11 protein-coding genes are annotated in these 14940 nt (G+C 59.3%); 8 read left to right on the top strand and 3 right to left on the bottom strand.

All coding sequences use genetic code 11. The features are described from left to right. Window positions 1–519 precede the first annotated feature (519 nt). From ettA to HCG46_RS26805, 5 genes are all read left to right on the top strand, one after another. On the top strand, window positions 520–2169 hold the full coding sequence (gene ettA / locus HCG46_RS26825; protein ID WP_022997869.1) for an energy-dependent translational throttle protein EttA: 1650 nt from the start codon (window positions 520–522) through the stop codon (window positions 2167–2169). A 140-nt stretch (window positions 2170–2309) separates the two neighbouring features. Beyond that, window positions 2310–3272, top strand: coding sequence for an endonuclease/exonuclease/phosphatase family protein (locus HCG46_RS26820; protein ID WP_022997868.1), 963 nt, complete (start codon window positions 2310–2312; stop codon window positions 3270–3272). A 128-nt stretch (window positions 3273–3400) separates the two neighbouring features. Next, window positions 3401–5500, top strand: a complete 2100-nt coding sequence (locus tag HCG46_RS26815) for an FUSC family protein (RefSeq protein ID WP_168687999.1) — start codon at window positions 3401–3403, stop codon at window positions 5498–5500. 135 nt (window positions 5501–5635) lie between these two features. Continuing rightward, window positions 5636–6253: a molybdenum cofactor sulfurase gene (locus tag HCG46_RS26810; protein ID WP_168687998.1), complete on the top strand. Its 618-nt coding sequence runs from the start codon at window positions 5636–5638 to the stop codon at window positions 6251–6253. A 93-nt stretch (window positions 6254–6346) separates the two neighbouring features. After that, window positions 6347–6739, top strand: a complete 393-nt coding sequence (locus tag HCG46_RS26805) for a RidA family protein (protein WP_168687997.1) — start codon at window positions 6347–6349, stop codon at window positions 6737–6739. A 69-nt stretch (window positions 6740–6808) separates the two neighbouring features. On the opposite strand, the gene HCG46_RS26800 is transcribed toward HCG46_RS26805, so the two are convergent. Continuing rightward, window positions 6809–7132: a DUF2293 domain-containing protein gene (locus tag HCG46_RS26800; protein WP_055659520.1), complete on the bottom strand. Its 324-nt coding sequence runs from the start codon at window positions 7130–7132 to the stop codon at window positions 6809–6811. 94 nt (window positions 7133–7226) lie between these two features. Then, window positions 7227–9224 (bottom strand): EAL domain-containing protein, encoded by a 1998-nt coding sequence (locus HCG46_RS26795; protein ID WP_208993775.1) that lies wholly within the window; start codon window positions 9222–9224, stop codon window positions 7227–7229. A gap of 368 nt (window positions 9225–9592) precedes the next feature. On the opposite strand from HCG46_RS26795, the gene HCG46_RS26790 reads away from it, so the two are divergent. From HCG46_RS26790 to HCG46_RS26780, 3 genes are all read left to right on the top strand, one after another. Then, a complete protein-coding gene (locus HCG46_RS26790) occupies window positions 9593–10219 on the top strand; it encodes a metalloregulator ArsR/SmtB family transcription factor (protein ID WP_055658663.1) in 627 nt (208 codons plus the stop codon). Window positions 10220–10252: 33 nt separating this feature from the next. Continuing rightward, window positions 10253–12136, top strand: coding sequence for an ABC transporter ATP-binding protein (locus tag HCG46_RS26785; RefSeq protein ID WP_168687996.1), 1884 nt, complete (start codon window positions 10253–10255; stop codon window positions 12134–12136). 107 nt (window positions 12137–12243) lie between these two features. Next, window positions 12244–13092 (top strand): helix-turn-helix transcriptional regulator, encoded by an 849-nt coding sequence (locus tag HCG46_RS26780; protein ID WP_022997860.1) that lies wholly within the window; start codon window positions 12244–12246, stop codon window positions 13090–13092. Window positions 13093–13266: 174 nt separating this feature from the next. Here HCG46_RS26780 and HCG46_RS26775 read toward each other — a convergent pair whose 3' ends face one another. After that, on the bottom strand, window positions 13267–14898 hold the full coding sequence (locus HCG46_RS26775; RefSeq protein WP_168687995.1) for an FMN-binding glutamate synthase family protein: 1632 nt from the start codon (window positions 14896–14898) through the stop codon (window positions 13267–13269). Window positions 14899–14940 lie beyond the last annotated feature (42 nt).

Genomic DNA, 14940 nt, shown 5'->3' with positions numbered 1-14940 from the left:
TCACTTCATCAGTGAAACGGCGTATTCCGCCGTCATTCCGGACAAGTGAGACAGGTGTCGAGCGCCGATCCGGAATCCAGAGATATGTCGCGCCATGCGCGGCAAATTGAGTGTTCGCTTTGCTCACGCTGACACGCTGGGTTCCGGATCGGCGTGCAGCGTAGCTGCACTTGTCCGGAATGACAGGGTGGGCAGGTTCTTGGGCGTAATTGCAATTCCGAATATAGCGGTCGGCGTTTAACGCGAGTGGGGCGGCGTGCTTTCTGGAAACTTTGGTAATCGGAGTTGGTCTGTAAATCGCCAAATGAAAAGGAGACTTATCCCAAAGCGAAGGTGGCTGGAAGTTGGCCAAGGAAGAGGTCTAATTGCGATTGCACAGGTAATGCCTGATTGCGAGACGAACTCTCCAGGCGTTCTCAGGCAAATCCCCCCATTGCCCCCGGGCGCCATTTCCCCTAAAAGACGCCGCAGAATTCCTGAGAATCCCATCAGATTTTGAAAGCGGAGAAGCGGAGCCCCATGGCGCGCCAGTTCATCTATCACATGCATGGCCTGTCCAAGGCCTATAACGACAAGAAGGTTCTCGACAACATCCATCTCTCGTTCTACCCGGACGCCAAGATCGGTATCCTGGGCCCGAACGGTGCGGGTAAGTCGACCCTTCTGAAGATCATGGCCGGTATCGACAAGGAATATACCGGTGAGGCCTGGGCGGCCGAAGGGGCGAAGGTCGGCTACCTTCCGCAGGAACCGCAGCTCGACAACACAAAGACCGTGATGGAAAACGTCATGGAAGGTGTCGCCCACAAGCAGGCGAAAATCGACCGCTACAACGAGTTGATGATGGACTACTCGGACGAAACCGCCGAGGAAGCCGCACAGCTTCAGGACGAGATTGACGCCCAGGATCTGTGGAACCTGGAAAGCCAGGTGGAAATGGCGATGGAAGCCCTGCGCTGCCCGCCATCAGATGCAGCCGTCGACAATCTCTCCGGTGGTGAGCGCCGCCGCGTCGCGCTCTGCAAGCTGCTGCTGTCCGAGCCGGACCTGCTGCTGCTGGATGAGCCGACCAACCACCTGGACGCTGAAACCGTTCACTGGCTGGAGCGTCACCTGCGTGAGTTCAAGGGCTCCGTCCTGATCATCACCCACGACCGCTACTTCCTCGACAATGTCACGGGCTGGATTCTCGAGCTCGACCGCGGTCAGGGCATCCCTTACGAAGGCAACTACTCGGTCTATCTGGAAAAGAAGACCAAGCGCATGGAGCAGGAAGGCCGCGAGAACATGGCCCGCTCCAAGGCGATCGCCCGTGAGCGCGAGTGGATGGGCATGAGCCCGAAAGGCCGTCAGACCAAGTCGAAAGCCCGTATCCGGGCCTTTGAAGACCTCTTGACCGCCCAGGAAGAGCGTCAGCCGTCCATCGAACAGATCCTCATCCCGGTTGGCGAGCGTCTCGGCGCAAACGTCATCGAGGTCGATGGCGTTTCCAAGGGCTTTGAAGACCGTCTCCTGATCGACAACCTGTCGTTCAAGCTGCCGCGCGGTGGCATCGTCGGCGTGATCGGCCCGAACGGCGCCGGCAAGACGACCCTGTTCAAGATGCTCACCGGTCAGGAAACACCGGACAAGGGAAAGGTCGTCGTGGGCGACAGTGTGCACCTTGGCTACGTTGACCAGTCGCGCGATGCGCTCAACCCGAACAACACGGTCTGGGAAGAAATTTCCGGCGGCGCCGAGGTCATCTACCTCGACGACAAGGAAATCAACTCTCGCGCCTATTGCTCGTCCTTCAACTTCAAGGGTGCTGCCCAGCAGGCCAAGGTCGGCGACCTTTCCGGCGGTCAGCGCAACCGCGTGCATCTGGCCAAGGTCCTGAAGAAAGGCGCCAACGTTCTGCTGCTCGATGAGCCGACCAACGATCTCGACACCGAGACGCTGGCAGCTCTGGAAGACGCGCTGGAAAACTACGCCGGCTGCGCCGTTATCATCAGCCACGATCGTATGTTCCTCGACCGTCTGGCCACACACATGCTCGCCTTTGAAGGCGACAGCCATGTGGAATGGTTTGAAGGCAACTTCGAAGACTACGAAAAGGACAAGGTCCGCCGCCTTGGCGCACATGCCGCCGACCCGCGCCGGATCAAGTACAAGCCGCTTACGCGCTAAGTGAACGGCCTGGAAGCTGAAATGGGGGGCGTGCCCCCTGTTTCCCGAATGTGCCGGCCCCGGAAACGGGCCGGCATCTTTTTTGACCGGTGATGTAAACCGGCCACCGGCAATTTTTGTCCTTGCGAGCGGCACAAGGCATGTTCCACAGAACTCTCGTCTGTCTGTTTGCGGCCTTCGCCATCGCCGTTCTCGCCTCGTTTCTGGCGGCAGTCGGCTGGCCCGTCGATCTGCTGGCTCATTTTCAGACCCAATATGTTCTTGCCGGACTGCTGTTTGCTGCAGGGTTCGTCTTCTTCCGGAACTGGAACATGGCGGCACTGGCTATCTGCCTGTCGGTGGTCGCTCTCATGCGCATGGGCATCTTCGACAACGGACGCTTCGCCCCAACCGCCAATGCGGCAGAACCGGCGATCAGCGTCGTCACCGCAAATCTCTTCGGCAGCGCCGCAGCGCTCGGCAATCTGGTTGAGGAAAACAGCGCCCGCGGCTTCGATCTCATGATCCTCACGGAGCTGCCGGTACCTGCCGACCAAGGGCTGCTCGACCGGTTTGAAGGCATGCTGCATGTGGCCGGAACGCCCGATCAGGCGCTTGGTGGACGTCCCGCCGCAGTTATCCTCTCGCGCACTGCGCCGCACAGCGTTGAACTGATCCCTGTAGGCGGGAACCCATACGCGATTACAAAAGCGATTTACTGCGGTATGCAGGCGGAGCCCTGTGTGAGTGTCCTTGCAGTTCACACACTGCCGCCTTTCAGGCGTGACTTCTATCTGCACCAGGCGGACATCCTTCAGAAGCTTGCATCCGAAGTGTCGAGGACGCCGGGACCTGTTCTTGTTGCCGGCGACATGAACGCCGCCTCCTGGGCGCCGCTGCTGAAACGGTTTCAGGAAACGGCAGGGGTGCGCAAGGCAGTCTGCGGCAGCCGTTGGACCCCGACTTGGCTTGCCCCTGTTCCGGGCATCGGTCTCGAACTCGACCATTTTTTCGTCAGGAGCGGGCTTGCGGTCAAAAACTGCGAACTCGGACACTTCAACGGTTCCGATCACTGGCCGGTCTTTGCCGAATTTACTGTTGTCGACGGCAAGTCGTCCGACTGATCTTCGGCGGCAAGCCTGCGTCCACCCGGTCAAAGCGCCATGGACACGAGACAATGCAGTCCGCATAAAAGATTTCCATTCAGAACGTCGGGGATTTTGCCCTGAAGAGCCGGGTTCAAGTCAGACAGATGCTGCAAGCCGCTTCGGACATAAAGACAAGTCTCCTGCGCACGGACCCCGGCGGCCTGCGGCTGATGCGCGGCGTTCATCTGATGCTGACCGTGCTCGGAGCGGTCTTCCTGGCAAATGTCGTGGCAAGCTTCGTGCCCGGTCAGTCGGCCTTCAAACTGGCCGTTCTGGCAGCCGCTAGTGGCGGGCACTGCCTGATGTTCACGCCGGTCTCCACCAGAAAGGCCGAGGTCCTCGGTATCCTGAAGCTTGGCGTTCTGCTGACGACCCTGTTTGCTCTCGGGGCTGTTGTCGCCGAGTTGTCGGGGAAAAGCGCCTCAACCGTTCTGCAAGGGCTCTGGATCGCCGCGATCATGCTCGGCTTTGCCATGCAGGGGCTTGGTCCCTTCTGGCAACGCGCTGGGCGCAGCATGGCGATTTGCTGGCTTTTCGTGGTCCTCGGCAACGTCGGAGGATCGCCCGGCCTCTGGCTTCCGGTCATGGCAGTGCTTGGAATGGTGACAGCGCTCGTGGTTCGCACAGGGCCCTGGCGGCCTTCAACATACCGAACCTACCTGCGGGTCGAAGCTGCAAATCGTCAGGCGATGGCAACCTATCTGAGGCAGCTGTCAGGCCGGGCGACCGGTTCGTCCGGCGATGCGGCAGTTCGGATCAGGGATCTGGCGAAGCTGCGCATGGAACTTCAGGTCTGTGCCGATCTGCTCAGACCGGAAGGTGAGTTGCAGGGCATGTCGCCGGAAGCGGCTATCATGGTGGAACTTGCCCTGGAAGTGGTGGGCGATGCGCGCGACCAGCTGTCCCGGGACGCACGCACCCGACTGGCGCAAGATGACGGCTTTCGCCGTGCGGTCGACCGGCTTGTCCATCGCCTTGAAACCGGTGAGGGCGTTCCGGAAGAGAGCGATGTCGGGGAAGGCAAAACCGGCGCAAGCGCACCTGCCGCGAGCTGGCTGCAGGCCGATGCGGCAGTAACGGCACATGACCGGTTTCAGGAATTGCGCATTGCCCAGGCTTTCAAGCGTCTGTGGCTGCTGGCGGCAAAAGACCAGCCGGTTCGCCTGAGCCTCGGTACGGATGACGACAGCCGCGAGGGCGGCTGGTTGCGGAAGCTTTCCTGGCGCCTGTCACTTCAGGCAGGTGTCGCAGCCGGGATCGGCTTTTCCCTGGGGCTCGCGTTCGATCTCAATCACGCCTATTGGGTCACGCTCACCATCATCATCGTGCTGTCGAACAGCCTCGGGGCGACACTGCTCCGAACCGCACAGCGGATCGGCGGGACGGCGGGCGGCGTTGTTCTGGCCATGCTGGTCGACCCGGCCCTGGCGGAGTTTCCGTCCGTCAGGCTGGTACTGGTTGTCATTGCCATACCCGGGGTCATCGTTTTCCTCGACCGCAATTACGCCATCGCCTCCGGTATCATCAGTTTCCTGGTGGTCATGGGGCTTCAGACGCTTGAAGGTCTGCCCATCGATGAACTCTGGTCGCGTCTCTACGACACGATGATTGGCGCAGGCGTGGGGCTTGCCGCGGCATGGCTGCTGTTTCCCAACCGCACCGGCGCAAGCTTCAAGGGGCTGGCGTCCGATTACCTCAACGCCTGCCGAAATTGCCTGCGGGCGGAAGGCGGCAAGGCGGATACGGACCTTCAGGATCTCGCCCGGCTTCGAACGGCAGCGAGCACGCTGATCGCCACCGCCAGGTCCTATCGGATCGAGCAAGCGCCCTGGTCGTCGTTCACACGCTCCGCCAGTGACCTCAACGTGCTGGTGATCGTGCTGGCCCAATACGTGGTGCTTTACCGCGAAGCCCGTTCCGACGTCACGCGGGAAACGGTGGAAGCTCAGGCCAGGTCGGGGATAGAGGCGCTTGTCGCTCGCATGGACAAGCGTCTGGAAGATGAGTTCTCGGCTGTCCTGGATGGACGCCCGCGGCAGACCGTCCCGGGCCTGGAGGATGACTGGATGACAGCCATGCCCGAGGGCGCAACAGGCAATCTTGCGCTGGAAACCGGTTGGGTCGCGATGCTCTACCACGCGCGGAAAATCGTCCGATGCCTGGACGGCTTGCGCAAGGAGAAATTCCTCTCCGAGCCAACCTGAAAAGAGCCGAATCCGGTTCAAATCTCGAGCGCAGCGGATCGATCTTTCACGCTTATGAAATCATCAATGAGTTTTGTTGGTCAGGAAGGCGCCAGCGCCCTAGCATCGCCTCTCGACAGTGACAGGAAACCCCGCATGACAGACCAGCTTCAGCTTCTTGCCAATGACTTTCGGATTACGCCTGCATTCAGGACAAGCGGCAAGGTGGAGGGCGTTTTCAGGACAGTCTCTGCGGAAGACTTCAGGACCACTGCAACGGATGCTTTGGAGATGACGTTCGAAGGCATTCCGGGAGACCGGCATGGCGGATACACCCGGAGGTCCGGTGGCCGCGAACCCTGGTATCCGCGTGGCACGGAAATGTGCAATGAGCGCCAGATATCCATCCTGTCCGCCGAGGAACTATCGTTGATTGCCACTCGCATGGAGATTGCCGAACTGAAAGCCGAATGGATCGGCGGCAACATTACCTTGTCCGGCATTCCCAACCTTTCGATGGTGCCACCGCGCACCCGGCTGGTGTTTGAGGGTGGTGTGGTTATTCGTGTGGACGGTGACAACAAACCCTGCCGTTTCGCGGGCGAGGCGATCGCCGAAGCCAATCCCGGCCGGGAAGGACTGGACCTGTTGTTCCCGCAAAAGGCAAAGCGCCTGCGAGGCCTTGTTGGCTATGTCGAAATCCCGGGGAAGGTTGCGGCGGGCGAGGCGGTCACCGCTCATGTTCCCGAACAGTGGATCTACGAGCGCATCTGATTTTAAGGCTCGCAGCGATGGAAACCTGTTTCCCGAGGTGCCCGATATTCTCTAGTCTGGATGCTCTGTCATAACCTTCCAACAGGAGCCTCCATGCTGCCGATCCACCACATGATCGACCAGGCGCCACAGCCGGTCGCGCCATTCTCCCATGCCGTCGAAATTGACGGGTGGGTGTTTGTAACCGGCCAGATGCCGACACTGCCGGACGATCCGGACGCCCCGCTGCCGGAGGGCATAGAGGCGCAGACTGTGCGGGTGATGGAAAACCTGAAGCTCGTTCTGGCCGGCCTCGAGCTCAGCCTTGAAAACACGACTTTCATTCGTGTTTATCTGACTGAATTCAAGCGCGATTATCAGGCGATGAACGACACCTACCGGTCATTTTTCGAACCCGGTAAATTGCCGGGTCGTACCTGTATTGGCGTGTCAGGCCTTGCCGTCGATGCGCTGGTCGAGATCGATCTGATTGCCCGGCGGTCGTAACGGCCGGCCGCCCGCAAATCACATCCCGGGTTGTGTGTGACGGGCAGGGATCCGCTTTAAGCACCGATGTCAGTCCTCGGTTGGGGAGGTATCGTCAGCTTCCAGGCGTTTCGCACATCCCCAGGAGCTCAAAACGTCATTCATTTCGTCCAGTACGAAGAACCGGGCAGCGTCACGGTCATAACCTTCGTCCAGCAACGTATCGTAGTCGGTCAGGGCGTGCCGGACATGACTGGTGGTGGCCTGCCAGAGGGCAATGCCGGGCGGCAGATGGCGCAGGTGTCCGGCGAGGGCAACTTCGAGAATGGCTTCAGCATCTGAAAAGGGAACGCGCGGCAGCAGGACGCGCAAGGCCTTGCGCATGTCTTTTTGCCGCTTGGTGCCGCCGGTCATGAACAGGTCCCGGTTTTTGGAGGTTGAGACCGGAGAGGTAAACAAATCCCGGACGGATTAAAAGAGGTCTGGTGGAATTGGTCCGGATCGCCGGTCAGGCGCGAAAGAACTGAAAGCTGCTGGCCCCGGCAGTGCCGGACAGGGGGAGCCCTGCAACCCTTCCGTTTTCCCTGGCATCGGCAAGAAGGTCCTCGAAAGGCAGGGGAGCGCTGAAATGGTATCCCTGGACCAAACGGCAGTGCATCGCTTCCAGAAGTTCCAACTGGTTGCTTTCTTCAACGCCTTCCACCACGCACTGCATCTTCATGGACCGGCACAGGTTGACGATGGAGGTCACGACGCCGCTCGCGATCGGGTCCTTGATACCGGCAACGAAACTGCGGTCGATCTTGACGCAGTCGATAGGCAGTCGGTGCAGGTAGCCAAGGCTGGAATAACCGGTGCCGAAGTCATCCAGCGCGAGTTTTACACCGGCATTTCGAAGAACCTGCAGACAGGTTTCAGCCGCTTCATAACTGCCGATCACGGAAGTCTCGGTAATTTCGAAGGTGATCCGCCGCGGGTCTATCGCCGCGCGGCGGATGATCTCGAGCAGCGCAGCCACTGTCTCGGCGGAGGTGACGTCATGTGCGGACAGATTGAAGGATAGCGAGAGCGTCCCGGGCAGGGCCTTGATCTGCTCGACCGCCTTTTCGAACAGCGACAAGGTCAGCCTGTGGATCAGGCCGGCGCGCTCGGCAATGGGAATGAACTTGTCGGGGGCAATCCTGCCAAGCTGCGGGTTGTCCCACCGCGCCAACGCCTCGAAGCCGACAACGAACCGTTCCGGCAACTGGACGACAGGCTGGAAATAGACCTGGAATTCGCTGGCAAGATCTGCGCTTTGAAGCGCGGCCTCGATGGCCCGTTCCGAGCGGATGCGGGCTTCATGTTCAGCCGAATAGACCGTCGTGCGGCCGCGCAGGCTGGTCTTGGAATTGTAAAGGGCGTAGTCGGACCGGTCGAACAGAACATGGGCAGAAGTGCCGGCGTCAGGATAGAACGCAATGCCGCAGGACGCGCCAACGGAAACCTGCAGTTCACCGATCCGATAGGGGCGGCTGATCAGTTCGCAAATAGACTGCCCCGTCGAGGCTGCCTCGTAGATGTCTCCGAGATAAAGGAAACCGAACTCGTCGCCGCCGAGACGGCAGATCTCGACATTCGGCAGTCCAAGGCTTTTCAGGCGCGAGCCGACTTCCATCAGCAATTGGTCGCCCAACTGGTGGCCATAGGTGTCGTTGATGGGCTTGAACCGGTCCAGGTCGACGACGCCGACCGCAAACTGCCGGTCCGTGCCTTCCACTTCGCTGATCAGGGCTTCAAGCCGATTGAAGAAATAGCGTCGGTTCGGCAGGTCAGTAAGCGCGTCGGTTTGGGCAAGTTTGGAGTTTTCTGCGTTGAGACGCTCCGTTTCTTTCTGTTTAGCGGCCAGGTCCGATTGCGATTCAATCAGTTTGCAGAACCCTCGATAGCCGTTCAGAAGAACCTGCAGGACGACCAGGCACACCAGGAAGATATTGAGCCCTATGGCAATGTAGACGTCCTGGTTCTGGCCGAGATAGTGCACCAGATAGGGGATCGTCACGATCACCATGACCATCAGGGCAGCCTGCGGCAGATGCATCAGACAGAAGATGCAGCCGATGACGGTGATGGCGATGAAAAGCGCCACATGACCGCGCTCCGCAGGTCCGCCATAGCCGTCCAGACTCAGCGACCAGGCAATGTAGATGACGGACACCAGACTGCCGAGAATGACGGTCTGCCGCATCTTGCTGATCGCTTCTTGCGGTGTCGGGTCAACTTTGCGGGCGCGTATCCAGGCCACCATGCGAAAGGTCGTGATCAACAGGATCGGCGCAAGAATTCCGACGGTCAGATAAGTCGGCGCGATATCGAAATGGGTATAGGCAACGGCAACCGCATTGACCATGAGGAGAGCGTAGAGCGACGGAATCTGGGTCTTGAGCTCATTGTACTGAGCTTGTGCAATTTCCGGATGGCGAGGATCGATCATCATCCATCTCAGGAAAGCCCTGATTTTTTCCATCATTTTCTCCATTGATATTTCTTCTAATCAAAATGAGATAAAGAATTGTTATGAAGGCGACTTTCCTGACTTTGCGTCGCATTGGGGTTCTTGAAGAGTTAAAGCGCCTATAGGAAATGCTGACGCGGCGGTTACGAAATATTTCAAGGCGAAAACCGTGTGATCGAGCGATCAGGCACTAAGTTGGGCCGGCGCCGGACAACGGTTCATCGCAGGATATTATAGTGACATTTCTTGCATGCTCCCGCCACGCTTGGCAAATAAACGTGGCTGCCAAGGCAGGCTTGTTGGCGAGAAATGCTCTGGTCGCTTCACAATAAGATAAGCAGACTATTTTTTTATCTTTGAAATACGCTATATAGACGGCTATGGCAGATCGTACTCGAACCCGGCTTTTGAACGCGCTGAAATCCTCCGGCCCACAGACTGCGGCAGATCTTGCCAGCGGGTTGAAGGTGACGTCAGTGGCTGTTCGCCAGCATCTGGACGGCCTGTTGCAGGATGGGCTGGTGGACTTCGATGATCAGAAAGGTTCGGTCGGCCGGCCCAAGCGGGTCTGGGACCTGACACCGGACGGGCACAAGCAGTTTCCCGACAATCATTCCAACCTGGTGCTCGGGTTGATTTCCGGCCTGAACGATATTTTCGGCGAAGAAGGTGTCGACAAGCTGATTGCCCACCGTGAAGCGCAAAGCCGGAAATCCTATACCGAAGCGGTTGGCAAGGCGCCGGATCTGCGCGGCAAGCTGGAAGTGCTTGCCGATTTGCGCAACCGGGAAGGCTATATGGCCGATCTTGTTCCGGAAGGGGCTGGCTACCTGCTGATCGAAAATCACTGTTCGATCTGTGCCGCGGCAACGGCCTGTCAGGGGTTCTGCCGGTCGGAACTCAATCTTTTCAAGGATGTACTTGGGCCAGGTGTCTCGGTCGAACGTACCGAACATCAGCTCTCGGGCGGTCGTCGCTGTGTTTACAGGATTGAGCCAGCGGCCTGATCAGGCGCTGGTCTCAGTCGAGGAGTGTTTTGCGTGTCAATCGCCAGGCCGCTGCTTGCGCGGCTCATCGACCGGTATTTCCATCCGTTCGAAACCCACATCAAACCGCTGGAACTGCCTGTCACGCCTCTTCCGGATGAAGGGCCGCTGAAGCTGGTCTGGCATTTCGCGATGATGTTCCGCTGGCAACTGGTAATCGTTTCCTGCCTGGCGATGATCTCCTCCGGGCTGGGTCTTGCGGGTATCTGGGCAATAGCTTTCGTGGTCGACGGTGTGACCGAGGCAGGGGCGCAGGCGTTTCTGAAAGACAACCTCACCATCCTGGCCGGTTTCTTCCTCCTCTTCGTGATTATTGATCCGCTCGCCTTTCTCCTGCGCCAGACCTTTGCCTTCCAGACCGTGCGCATTCTTCTGCCGGCGGCAATGCGCTGGCAGGCGCACAAGGCCGTGGAAGCACAGGACCTGGCTTTCTTCGAGGACACTTTCGCCGGTCAGGTTGCCTCCCGCATTGCCCAGGTCACCATGTCAGTCCACCGTCAGATGATGCTGTCCATCGAGACGGTTCCGTTCCTGGTCATTCAGTTTGGCGGATCGTTCCTGCTGCTTCTGGCCATGGCCTGGCCGCTGGCCATTCCGGTATTGTTCTGGATCTGCGCGAATATCCTCGTCGCCTGGTTGGCGATCCCGGCCTATCTGCAGCGTTCTGCCAAGGTGGCAGCGGCAAATTCCAAGGCCACCGGCGCGATGACAGACGTCTATTCCAACATCGCGATGGTCAAACTGTTTGCGGCGGAAGATTCAGAAGCCGGTGCCATTCGCAAGGTCATCGGCGAAACAATCGACACCAGGCACAGTGAGAACCGGTCCTATATCCTGACCGACAGCGGCGTCTATTTTCTGAACGTGCTGTTGATCCTGGCTGTGGTGGTCATTGGCTTCTGGGGCATGATGAAGGGGTGGGTCTCAATCGGCGACTTTGTCGCCGGGCTGACCGTCACACGCTCGCTGTCCCACGCGTCGTCCAGCTTCATAGGGATCGGACAGTCGATCACCAGCACGCTCGGTACGATCCGCGATGCCATGCCGATCATGACGAGCCGGCCGGCAATCATCGACCAGCCGGATGCCGGCGAGCTGAATGTCAGCGCCGGGGAAATCCGCTTCGACAACGTGTCCTTTGCCTATCAGAGCGACCGCAAGCCGGTCCTGGACAAGTTCGATTTGATCATCAAGCCGGGTGAGCGGGTCGGTCTGGTTGGCCTGTCCGGTGCCGGCAAATCGACCGCTGTGTCTTTGCTGATGCGCTTGCGGGACGTGACCGAAGGCCGGATTTCGATCGACGGCCAGGACGTGCGCGATGTCACCCAGGCATCTCTGCGCAGTCGGATCGGCGTTGTCACCCAGGACATCTCCCTTTTGAACCGGTCGATCCGCGACAACATTCGCTATGGCAGGCCGGAAGCCACCGACGACGAAATCCGTGCGGTTGCCCGTGCTGCCGAAGCGCTCGATTTCATTGAGGAGCAGAAGGACAGCAAGGGCCGGACGGGGCTGGATGCCCATGTGGGCGATCGCGGTGTCAAACTCTCCGGCGGTCAGCGCCAACGCATCACGATCGCCAGGGTGCTTTTGAAAGATGCGCCGATCCTAATCCTCGACGAGGCAACCTCTGCCCTCGATAGTGAAGCCGAGCTTGCCATTCAGCAGAACCTCACCCGCATGATGGAAGGGCGCACCACGCTGGCCGTTGCCCACCGTCTGTCGACCATTGCCGCAATGGACCGGCTCGTGGTGATGGATCAGGGCCGGATTGCGGAAGAAGGTACACACCGCGAGCTGCTTGTCTCCGGTGGTCTTTACGCTGCGCTCTGGGAACGTCAATCAGGTGGTTTCCTGGCGCTCAGCGCTGCTGAATAGGGTCTGGTGAAAAGCTCCCTGCTTGCGTGAGCTCCCCACAGGCCGGTACTTCGGGAAAATGTCAGCTTGTGTTGATTTTCCGAAATCCGGCTGACAATACTCCTCTCATGGACAAGAGAGACCGCGCCGTACTTTTTCGCGAACGCCTGTCGGATGCCTTGCGCAGCCGGGATATGAACCGATCGGATCTGGCACGCGGTGCCGGGCTCGACCGGTCTACTGTTTCCCAGCTGTTGTCGGAAGATGCACCCCGCCTGCCAAATGGGCAGGCATTGGCTGCCATTGCGACCGCGCTCAGCGTTTCTTCCGACTGGTTGCTTGGTCTTTCCACCCACCGCGGGGCCGCGGCCGAGATCCTGGATCAGGCAGTTCAGGTGGCCGAGACCGAGCGGCACCCGGTCGATGAACATCTGCTCGCCTGGTACCGCGATGCGGTCGGGGCGAAAATCCGGCATGTGCCTGCCAACCTGCCGGATGTCCTCAAGACCGAAGCTGTTCTGGCTTTCGAATACTCCGGCGAAACGTTGCGCACCGCCGACCAGGCCATAACCGGCACAAGGGATCAGAGGGCACTCCTCAGCCGGGCGGAATCCGACATGGAAATCGCCCTGTCGAAAGAGGCGCTTGAAGGCTTTGCGCGCGGGGAGGGGCTATGGCAGGGGCTTCCGGTTGACCTGCGTCGCGAACAGCTGGAGGTCATGGGGCTTACCTTGAGCGAGCTTTACCCCTCGCTACGTCTGCACCTCTTCGGCGCGACCGACCGGTTCTCCGCACCTTTCACGGTCTTCGGGCAGAAATGGGCGGCACTCTACCTCGGGCAGCGCTACCTGGCGTTTTCCAACACGCGCCACGTCCAGCTCTTCTCCAGCCACTTTGACGACCTCGTTCGCCACGCGGTCATCCGCTCGCATGAGGCAGGTGATTTTGCCGTTCAACTGGCGCGCCAACTCGACTGACGTCTGTTCGTTTTTAGCTGCAAGAAATGGTCACCTTGCAGCCATGGATATCATGTGAGCCGCAGGCGTGGCCCGGTTGGGAGGATCGGCAGCAGGTGGGCGTCTCGAGAAAGCCTGCGTCCTGAAAACCTTCACCTTGAAGGACGACGCAAGGCTCCCGCTGGCGCTTTGATCCTAGGCGTGCGCGGACTTTGCGGCTTCTACCGACTTGGCCGGGTGAAAGCTTTCTGCTTCCGCCATTTCCCAATAGGTCGAGTAGCCCGGAATGTTGTGCGACTTTTCCAGGAGGGCCCCCTTCTTCAACCAGGACAGCGCGACGCTGGCCGGCATGATTTCACGAAGACCTTCGTGCAGATAGAAATGTTCCGGCTTGAACTCGCGCGGATGGCTGAGCCCGGCAGCAGCCGAAAAATCCCGAAGGGACTTAAGCGTGTTGCGATGAAAATTCGCGACGCGCTGCGCCTTGTCGGGAACAACCAGGGCCTGCTGGCGCTTGGGATCCTGCGTGGCGACGCCGGTGGGGCAACGATTGGTGTGGCAGCTCTGGGACTGGATGCAGCCGACTGCGAACATGAAGCCGCGCGCAGAATTGACCCAGTCGGCGCCCAGAGCCAGCGCCCCGGCAATGTCGAATGCGCTGATCAGCTTGCCGGCGGCACCGATCCGGATATCTTCGCGAAGACCCGTGCCAACCAGGCAGTTGTGTACGAAGGTCAGACCCTGGCGCAGGGGGGTTCCCAGCCTGTTGGCAAATTCCACCGGTGCGGCGCCTGTCCCGCCTTCGGCGCCGTCGACCACGATGAAATCCGGCTTGATGCCGGTTTTCAGCATGGCCTTGACGATGGCCATGAATTCCCAGCGATGACCGATGCACAGTTTGAAGCCGACCGGCTTGCCACCTGAGAGCTCCCGCAACTGAACGATGAAATGCAGCAGTTCAACCGGGGTGGAGAAAGCGGAATGAGAGGCAGGTGATATGCAGTCGGTGCCAATCGGAACGCCGCGAGCTTCGGCGATTTCTTCCGTCACTTTCGGTCCGGGCAGCACACCGCCATGACCAGGCTTGGCCCCCTGGCTCATCTTGATTTCGATCATCTTGATCTGCGGTTCGACAGCCTGCTTGGCGAACTTTTCGGCATCGAAAGTGCCATCGTCCGCGCGGCAGCCGAAATAGCCGCTGCCAAGTTCCCAGACCAGATCGCCACCACCTTGCCGGTGATAGCGCGAAACGCTGCCTTCCCCGGTGTCGTGATAGAAACCGCCTGCCTTGGCGCCCTTGTTCAAAGCCAGAATGGCATTGCCGGAGAGTGAGCCGAAGCTCATGGCCGAAATGTTGTAGAGGGAAGCCGAATAAGGCTGTTTGCAGTCCGGTCCGCCAATCGTCACGCGCATGTCTTCATGGTTGTGCGGTTTGGGACAGATCGAATGGTTCACCCAGCCATAGGAAGTGTCGTAGACGTCAAGTTCTGTACCGAACGGCAGAACATCCTCGATATCCTTCGCCCGGTCATAAACCATGGAGCGCCGCTCCCGCGAAAACGGTCTGCCGTCCTGGTTGCTTTCAAAGAAATACTGGCGCAGTTCCGGCCGGATCGCTTCGAACAGGAAACGGAAATGACCGGAAACAGGATAGTTGCGCAGAATCGCATGTCGGGTCTGGCGGATATCGAGATAACCGATCGCCGAGAGCACTGCAAAAACCAGAAATGGCCAGACGAAGTAGCCGCTGAGGGCAAACGTCAGGACAAGTGCAACCAGGGCAAGTACGATACAAAGAATGAAAACGGTATAGCGGGCGGGAAACACTGACGGGTGACTCCTATTCGGCGGGCTGTCTAGTTGTGTCAG

The sequence above is a fragment of the Labrenzia sp. PO1 genome, assembly GCF_012273635.1.
Lineage (GTDB): Bacteria > Pseudomonadota > Alphaproteobacteria > Rhizobiales > Stappiaceae > Roseibium > Roseibium algicola.
Note: the sequence above shows the minus strand (reverse complement) of the source record. Positions and strands in the feature narration are given on the sequence as shown.